Annotated in this window: 5 protein-coding genes; 1 reads left to right on the forward strand and 4 read right to left on the reverse strand. The window is 44.0% G+C overall.

Going from position 1 to position 7,151, the window contains the following annotated elements; translation table 11 throughout:
• The first annotated feature begins 7 nt into the window (after positions 1 to 7).
• A complete protein-coding gene (locus JQM82_RS04790; protein ID WP_235248901.1) occupies positions 8 to 1,030 on the forward strand; it encodes a TRAP transporter substrate-binding protein in 1,023 nt (340 codons plus the stop codon).
• A 55-nt stretch (positions 1,031 to 1,085) separates the two neighbouring features.
• Here JQM82_RS04790 and JQM82_RS04795 read toward each other — a convergent pair whose 3' ends face one another.
• The 4 genes from JQM82_RS04795 to JQM82_RS04810 form a co-directional block, all read right to left on the reverse strand.
• Positions 1,086 to 3,170 (reverse strand): beta-glucosidase, encoded by a 2,085-nt coding sequence (locus tag JQM82_RS04795; RefSeq protein ID WP_235248902.1) that lies wholly within the window; start codon positions 3,168 to 3,170, stop codon positions 1,086 to 1,088.
• A gap of 4 nt (positions 3,171 to 3,174) precedes the next feature.
• Complete coding sequence (locus JQM82_RS04800; RefSeq protein ID WP_235248903.1) at positions 3,175 to 4,095, reverse strand: AraC family transcriptional regulator; 921 nt, start codon at positions 4,093 to 4,095, stop codon at positions 3,175 to 3,177.
• A gap of 125 nt (positions 4,096 to 4,220) precedes the next feature.
• Complete coding sequence (locus tag JQM82_RS04805) at positions 4,221 to 5,576, reverse strand: MFS transporter (protein WP_235248905.1); 1,356 nt, start codon at positions 5,574 to 5,576, stop codon at positions 4,221 to 4,223.
• Positions 5,563 to 6,999, reverse strand: coding sequence for a family 43 glycosylhydrolase (locus JQM82_RS04810; RefSeq protein ID WP_235248906.1), 1,437 nt, complete (start codon positions 6,997 to 6,999; stop codon positions 5,563 to 5,565). Before JQM82_RS04810 ends, JQM82_RS04805 begins: the two co-directional genes overlap by 14 nt.
• Between the last annotated feature and the right edge of the window lie 152 nt (positions 7,000 to 7,151).

Consider the following 7,151-nt stretch of genomic DNA (forward strand, 5'->3'; position numbering starts at 1 on the left):
AATCAACATGAACGTTCAAAAGATACAGGCACGCATCGTCTCCGCCGGACTCATCCTCGCAATGGCTGCCGCACTGCTGTTCACCGGATGCAACCGCTCCGGTGAAACTGACGTACAGCGTTATGCATGGCCGCTTGCTACTGCAAGCCCGGAAGATACCGTAACTCAGATCTTTGCAGAGAAATTTGCAGAAGAAGTATCCAGACTCAGCGATGGGCAGATGAAGATTCAGGTATATCCAAACTCTACACTCGGAGGCGACCGTGATCTTCTGGAAACCTGTGCAGACGGTGACATTCCATTTGTCGTACAGAACACGGCACCACAGGTAACTTTCATGCCGGATCTTGCAGTATTTGATCTTCCCTGCGTATTCGACACGCTGGAGGAATGCAGAGAAGCCATCGATGATCCCACTTTTTACGGACTGATCAGTGACGTCTACACCAATGGAGGTTATCACCTTCTCGGAATGGCTGATCAGGGATTCCGTGTGATGAGCACCAATAAAAAAATAACCACAGTCGATGATTTCAGAGGACAGAAGATCCGAACCATGGAAAACAGCTATCACCTGGCATTCTGGGAAAGCCTGAACGCCAATCCTGCACCGATGAGCTTCAGCGAAGTCTATATCGGGCTTCAGCAGCACACCATCGATGCCCAGGAGAATCCCTACGAGGTTATCGTATCCAACAAACTGTACGAACAGCAGGATTACATCATCGAGACCAATCATCTGCCGCATCTCATTTCCCTGATTGTCAATGATTCCTTTTTTCAGGACCTTTCCGAAGAAGAGCAGGAGATCATGACACAGGCGGCGCAGATTGCGACCGAATACGCACGCCGGCAGTCTGATGAGCGAATTGCCGACCGAATTGCCGCCATCGAAGACAACGGAACGCAGATTATCACACTTTCTGATGAGGTAAGAAATGAAATCCGCGAAAAATCACAGACCGTGTATGATTCTATCGAGGCAAATATCTCTGAAGACATTTACAATGCTTATTTGGGATTACAGTAATTCCGGGTTATCAAAAAGAGATGCAGCTACAATTTTCTTTGCAGCTGCACCTCTTTTAATTATTTATTTCTATGATACTTTTCTGCAGGTCAGTACGAAGACTGCTGGTTCCCACATACACTTCATAAGGAATTTCGTATTCTGTCACAAATGCATTTTTCTCTTCATGATAATATGCCATTTCGCTGATCGTGCAGGTCAAAATCACCTCTTTTTTCTCTCCTGCCTGCAAGAATATTTTCCGAAATGCCTTCAATGTATATTCCGGACGCTCCACTACCGATGCTTTTGCACCCACATACATCTGTACGACTTCTGTTCCTTCACGATTTCCGGTATTTTCTACACTTACAGACACATACAGATTCTCCCGGTCTCTCCATGACCGCAATTTTTCAATCCGAAATGTCGTATAGGACAATCCAAATCCAAACGGATAAAGCGGAGCGATACCCCTTTTATTCAGCAAGGTATATCCATGATAATAATCATATCGAAAGCATTCTGCATCCCAATCAATCGTGGGCAGAGCCTGCTCTCTCTTCGGAACAACAAACGGAAGTTTTCCTCCCGGATTCACTTTTCCGAACAGTACTTCCGCCAGAGCCGTTCCGCCTTCCATACCCGGATAATATGCCATCAGAATTGCACCCACGTCATCTTTCCATTCATCTGCCAGGATCACGCTCCCGCCAACCAGTACTACAACTGCATCTTTTCGGATATCTGCAACCGCCCGGATTATTTTCTGATCCTGCTCTCCAAGTCCCAGACCCGCAATTCTGTCTCCTCCATCATTTTTCACGGAGATATCTGACTGATCATTGGCCACACATTCTCCTTCATCCAGATAGTCATTTCCGGCAACAATGACAACAACGTCTGCTTCTTTTGCAAGTCTCCTGCAATGCGCCGCACGCTCACCTGCATAGAAAATTACTTCCGCATCCACTCCATATGCAACAATTCCCTTTAAAAGAGTAATCACATACGGCGCATATACCTGACTGGACCCATGATCCCCGATGTTCTCCTGATCCGCAAGTGCACCAAGCACAACAATCTTCTTTTTTTCTATGCTGCAGTCTATCGGCAGAATCTGATCCTCATTTTTTAAAAGTGTGATTCCCTCTCTCGCACACCGAAGCGCCAGTTCCCGGTGCTTCTGGTAATCACATCCGGTCTGACCATCCTTCTTCTTGCTGTCGATAACCGCCTGATGTGCCAGCAGGGTACGGATAATACGAAATGCTGCCTGATCTATCACTTCTTTTTTTACTTCTCCATTCTTTACTGCCTGAATCAGTTTCTTTCCGTAGTAATGTGTGATCGGCATCTCCATATCCATCCCCGCCTGTGCAGATGCTGCCGTATCTTTCACGCCCCACACAAAATCACTGATCACATATCCATCGAAATCCCATTCTTTTTTCAGTACCTGATTCAGCAGATATGCATTCTGTCCGCATGCTTCATTCTGATAACTGTTATAGGCGCTCATCACAGATCCGGCGCCGGCATCTACACATTTCTTAAAATGCGAAAGAAATACTTCTCGCTCCGTTCTTTTATCACAGACGATCGATACCTTGAATCTGGAATTCTCCATGGAATTAAATGCAAAATGCTTAACACAGGCAATAACACCTGTACTCTGAACACCCCGTACCATAGCACTTCCCATCTCTCCCAGCAAAAACGAGTCTTCTCCGTAGACTTCCTGTGCTCTTCCCCAGCCCGGATGATACGGAAGATTCACGCAGACTCCACCAAAGAAATTGCCCCCTGCATCCAGTACTTCTTCTGCCATTGCACGTCCAATCTCTTCCTCCAGCTCCGGGAGGAAGGTGGCGCCCCGCATGGAAGCCACCGGAAAACAGGTTGCTGTCCCACGTCCGCATACAACTCCTCTGGTTCCATCTGCAAAGCACATCGGCGGAATTCCTTTTTCCTGTATGCCACCTGCACGATATGGCTTTTCGTTATAGTGCACTTTCAGCTTTTTCTGAATCGCACCCCGAACTTCTGCACGAGTCTCCGAACCACTCATCAATGATACCTTTTCTTCCAATGAAAGCATATCTAATATCTCTTTTGCTTTCTCTGTATACGAGATACGATATAATCTCCAGTCTGCCATCTCTCTATCCTTCCAGAATCTCTCTCAGTATTCGTTTCACCTCTGAAGCCTCGTAATCAAGGTAGCCTTTCAGTGCTTCATCATATTCTTCCACCTGTCCTTTCTGCCGGAATGTATTCGGTGTCAGACCCGTTTCTTCACGAAATACACGATAAAATGTCTTCTCCGATCCAAAACCGCAGACATCTAGGATAAAATTCATATTTTTATCTGTATTTTTCAGAAGATTTTTTGCCCGCTCCACGCGTAGACTCTCAATCAGTTCTTTTCCCGACATTCCCAGCGTCAACTTCAGATTGCGATCCAGAGATTTTCGACTCAGTCCCATCTCTCTGCAGGCACTTTCCACTACCTTTTCTTCTGACATATGTGCTTCCAGAAAAGTGATTGCTTTCACGGTAAGTTCCTGGCTGCTGTGTGCCATCACATCTTTATATCGTACGTCATACACTACCTGTTCAAACAGATTTGCGATCAATGTACATACCTGTGCCCGTATCCGGAATGGCTGATGCCTGTCCTCACACATAGATTCATACACCAGTTCTGCCATCTTATGATAAAAATATGCAAATCCACATTCCGGCTCTTCCTCATCCGTACTGTCCAGATAAAACCGTACTTCCTTATGCTCATCCTCATCTAAACTGAATAACTCCTGACTCATCTGCACAAACATACAGAGATTATCTTCATCTTCGACTTCCTTTATGGCATGAATAACATTGGGATTCACCAGATAGATATCTCCTTTTTTTAATCGGATCACCTCCGATTGCACACGCATCTGGATACTTCCTTTCAGAATCCCAACCAGTTCATACTCATTATGCCAGTGAAATGTACTGCTCTGAATCGGTGCAACAAATATGTTCACCGGAAATGTCTGATTATTCGTGATTGATTCATAGATTGAATATGACATGCCATTCCTCCCACACTTCTTCTGTTCCAGTTTTTCATTTTTCCTATTATACCTGATAAGCCCGGAACATGCAAAAAGCTTCCGATGCCACTGTCTGACACCGGAAGTCTTCTGTCATTCATTCCCTAGTTACTTTTTGTTCTCTTTTCTTCCAGTCCTTTTGCAATCTGTGGATAGATCTTATCCAGGTTGCAGAAAAACAGAGTTACCAGTCCCAGTACAATCAGTCCAGCCGGAACGATCGTAAATACTGTCTGAATTCCAGAAATCGTAACTGCAGACTGTGCAGCAAGTGTTCCGTCATAAGCAGCCCATGCAAGACCCCATCCTACGATGGCAGATCCAAGACCTGCACCGACTTTCATTCCAAAAGAGGTAACAGAGTTGGTCAGTCCATCCAGACGCACACCTGTCTTCCACTCACCATAGTCTACAACATCCGCAACCATGGCAAATAGTCCTGCGTTGTGCGGAATCCCGCCGATTCCCAGACATACAAGTCCGATAACAGCCGTCTTGAAGGATGGATCTGTAAATGCCATAATCAGTACACCTGCAAGTTCAATACAATAGCCGATCATCATACTCTTCCACTTTCCAAGCAGCTTATTGATATATGGATAGATCAGATTACCAATCAGTTTCGGAAGAATGAAACAGAGTGTTAATGTTCCCATCAGGCCGGCATTGCCCAGTACATCTCTTGCATAATAAATACGGAGTCCGTTATTCACGCCAAGGATTGTATAGTTCACAACAAATACAATTGTCAGAAGCCAGAAATACTTATTCTGGAAAAGTAAACGGAAAGATTCTCCAACGCTCTTTTTCTCTTTCACATCTTGTTTTTTAGCAGTATTTTTTTCAATATTGGTACGTTCCTTTGTTCCAAGGAATGTAATCAGAAGCAGTGCAGTAGCGATCAGGCCAAAGATCACTGCCATTCCGGTCCATCCAAACTTTCCAACCAGATTATTGCAGTTGTAGTTAATAAAAAGTACTACAGACATGGTTATAAAAAACCGGATTGAGCTCATAGTTACACGATCCTTTGGGTCCGGTGCTTCCAGTGAAAGCAGTGTATTGTATGCAAGATTACATGCAGTATAGATACCTACCGCCATCAGAACATATGTAATGGTCGCATACGCCAGCTTTCCTCCACCGCTCAGTCCTATCGGAACGCTAAACATCAATACCAGACCGATTCCCATTGGAAGTGCAGTCCATAAGATCCAGGGTCTTGCTTTTCCCCAGCGGGTATGGGTACGGTCAATAATACTTCCCATGATCAGGTCTGAGATTCCATCCAGTAATCTTGTAAGCAGCATCATCGTTCCGATCGTTGCTGCTGCAATCCCTACACTGTCTGTGTAATATAATGTCAGATAAGAACCGATCGTTGTCCATACCAGGTTACATCCGCCGTCTCCTACAGCAAATGCAAGTATTTCTTTCCATGTTGGTTTACTGTTTTTCATTGTTCTCCTCCTTAGCATTCATTCCTTTTAAATTTAATGTCAAAAGTGAAAGTGTTCCCTTCCCTTTATATACCAGATACAATTCCTGCTCTTCTGAAAACGAGACTACTGTCTCTGCATTTTCCCATGCTTCTGCTTTCGTCAACAAGATTTCCGCCTTTTTTTCACCGTTTTGTTCTGTATAAATCTCCAACACTCCATCAGCATTTGTCCGATAGACAATTTCAATGCTTCCGGTCTCTGTTAAATTGATGTATTTATACCCGATCAGATTCCCGTCTTTCAGATTTTTAATGTATCGTTCCTGACCTTCACATGTGATATACGGGAAATCAATTTCCTGATTCGTTCTTCCCAGAGATGACAGCGCTCCCATATGACCATTTGTCAGATTGCAACAGTATACCGCCGGATAAGATGCATCTCCGGAAAGTAGCTTCGGATTCATTCCGCTGGTCGTGATTGTCACCTGTGGAATATGTCCATTCTCATCAAAATACACTTTTTCTGCACAGCTCTGACGATTATACTGATTCAGATAAGTGTGGCGATGATAAAAGATATACCACTGTCCCTGTACCTGAACCAGGCCTCCATGATTATTACCCACAGACATGAGCTTCTCTTCTTCTTTTCTTCCGTTGTATCCCACATCTCCATTACTTACGATGACTCCACCAAATGTAAATCCTTCCATCGGTTTTTCACTGATCGCATAACAGAGCTGATGTGTATGAACCGAAGAATAGATAAGGTAATATTTTCCGTAAATTTTTCGAATCGATGGTCCTTCAAAATATTCATTTCCCTCAAAGGAAGTTCCTCTTCCGTATTTCAGACTCGGAATGATTACCTCCGGTCCTTTTCGGACGGTAATCATATCATCCTCCAGCTGAAGTACACTTCCTCCGCGAAGATCCTGATTCATATATCTCGGAATATTGATCATACACGGTGCGAATCCAAAATAAAGATAATTCCCTTCTTCCGTGCAGATCACCGAAGGATCATACGGCTGATTGTCTGCCATCACACTTCCGTCTTTATAATGTACCTGTCCATAGAATTCATATTTTCCTGCCGGCGTATCGCATACGGCAACCTGAATGGAATCCTGAAACTTGATGCAGTAATATAAGTAAAATCTTCCGTCACGTCCCTGTACCACGTCCGGTGCATAAAGCGGAAGCTTATCTTTGTTATATGGATCCTGATCCTTCTGATAGATCACACCTTCGTACCGCCAGTCCGACAGATCGTCAATTGGTGCTGACCAGGACACATAATCCAGTTCACAAAACTCATTTCCATTCTCCATGTCATGACTTCCGAATATATAAAGCCTGTCACCAAAGATGTGTGGTTCCCCATCCGGAATATGTTCATACAGTGGGAGATACGGATTATGACATTGCGTTTTCATAAGCGTTTCCTTTCCTCCTCGACTCTTCTTCCTTTTTTGTTTACAATGTGATTTTATCTTGGATCAATATTTTTGTTCTGTCATTTTTCACTTTTATCACTGTCAAAAAAGGACATGTTTAGTAACATTTAGTATTAATATACAATTTACAT

Origin of the sequence: Faecalicatena contorta (genome assembly GCF_021531995.1) — a bacterium.
GTDB classification, from domain to species: Bacteria; Bacillota; Clostridia; order Lachnospirales; family Lachnospiraceae; genus Dorea_A; species Dorea_A contorta_A.